Below are 1,421 nucleotides of genomic sequence, written 5' to 3' on the forward strand. Positions count from 1 at the left end.
AATGGCTAGAAAATAGTTCGGTTTAAGTGGATCAGTTTTTAATTAATAAATGGCTCAATTTTTACTTGCGAAATACAGATGTAGCAGGAATGGATGATAAAGGTAAACCGATTAGACGCGATTGGTTTGAAAAGCACGAAGGGGAATTAAAGATTGTATGGGGACATGACCCAAAACCAGAACCGTTTATGAAAAATAATACGATTAACATTGATCAAGGTGTTGTCTTTGGAGGAAAACTGACATGTTATCGTTATCCAGAAGAACAGTTTGTTTTTGTAGAAGCTTTGAAAAATCATTCAGGAAAAAATGATTTAGATAATCCTTTATATAGGTGTAAAGCAGATTAATAATATATATGAAAGGTTATTACAATTGCGTAATACCTTTTTATTTTTTATACTCTTGTATATTTTTTAACAAATTAAGGAAAAGTAAATGAGTGATTAGTAAAATAATGGTAATTATGTTATATATATTGATAGTGAGAAAAGAGAGAGAAAAGGGGGAACATTGAGTGAGTTTAAATTTTTCAAAAGAACAGTATCAATTATTTTATGAGATTCAGAACTTTTTCTTTAATGAAATGACGGTAAATCTTTCGGATCAAGAAATAGAAAAGCTCCTATTGTTTATTCAAGAAACTGTATCACCCTACCTATATAACTCCATTTTATACGATGTGTACCGTATCATTGAAAAACAATGCGAGAACATTGAAGAAGAGGTGCTAAATTTAGAAAAATCAAAAAAAAATGTAAAATCCCTTTATAATTAATTTCGCTTTCTAAGAGGTGTTACATATTACTTTGTGAGTTTGCAATAAAGTTGACATCACTTTATTGCAAACTCTTTTAGTTTTACCTTTTAACTTCATCATACCCAATGTATTTTTCCTCACATATCTATTCCACAAATACACCAAATATAATGAGGTGGAGTTGAGAAAGGAAATATACTAGTAAAATTTTAAAAAAATCAAATTTTTTGTTTAACAGACGTTTCTTCGGGTAATTCAATAATAGTGAATAGTAAGTAATAAAATTAAGTAATCCTACAATAATAATGATAGTTTGTCAGTGAAAAATGGATGGATCAAACAGAAGAATATGTAACATGAGTAGCGAAATTAGAATGTGATATTCCAATCGTTGTTCATACATAATTATTTATGCAGCTACATATAATGTTGAAGATTGTAAGTAAGTGAAGGGTAATATACTTACACTTAAATGTAACGGCTAGTTTCTCATAATTTGAATTTGAAAATCCCAGTTAAGCAGATTGACTCTAGCCTAACTGGGATAATATACAAATAAAAATTGTAATGTGATAATAAAAATTCCTCCCTCTATAAATGTTGTTGTACCAACGGTTTGAACCATTGATCACGTGTTAAAAAAATATTTTTCGACAAAGGT

General features: G+C 28.9%; 2 protein-coding genes. Both read left to right on the top strand.

Annotated elements, in window-relative coordinates; all coding sequences use genetic code 11:
* The first annotated feature begins 26 nt into the window (after positions 1-26).
* Positions 27-350, top strand: coding sequence for a metallophosphoesterase family protein (locus ACH0B5_RS17980; protein ID WP_406928255.1), 324 nt, complete (start codon positions 27-29; stop codon positions 348-350).
* Between the two features lie 167 nt (positions 351-517).
* Positions 518-778 (top strand): DUF2164 family protein, encoded by a 261-nt coding sequence (locus tag ACH0B5_RS17985; protein WP_122972635.1) that lies wholly within the window; start codon positions 518-520, stop codon positions 776-778.
* Positions 779-1,421: the final 643 nt, after the last annotated feature.

Origin of the sequence: Ureibacillus sp. 179-F W5.1 NHS (genome assembly GCF_045369345.1) — a bacterium.
Classification (GTDB): domain Bacteria; phylum Bacillota; class Bacilli; order Bacillales_A; family Planococcaceae; genus Ureibacillus; species Ureibacillus halotolerans.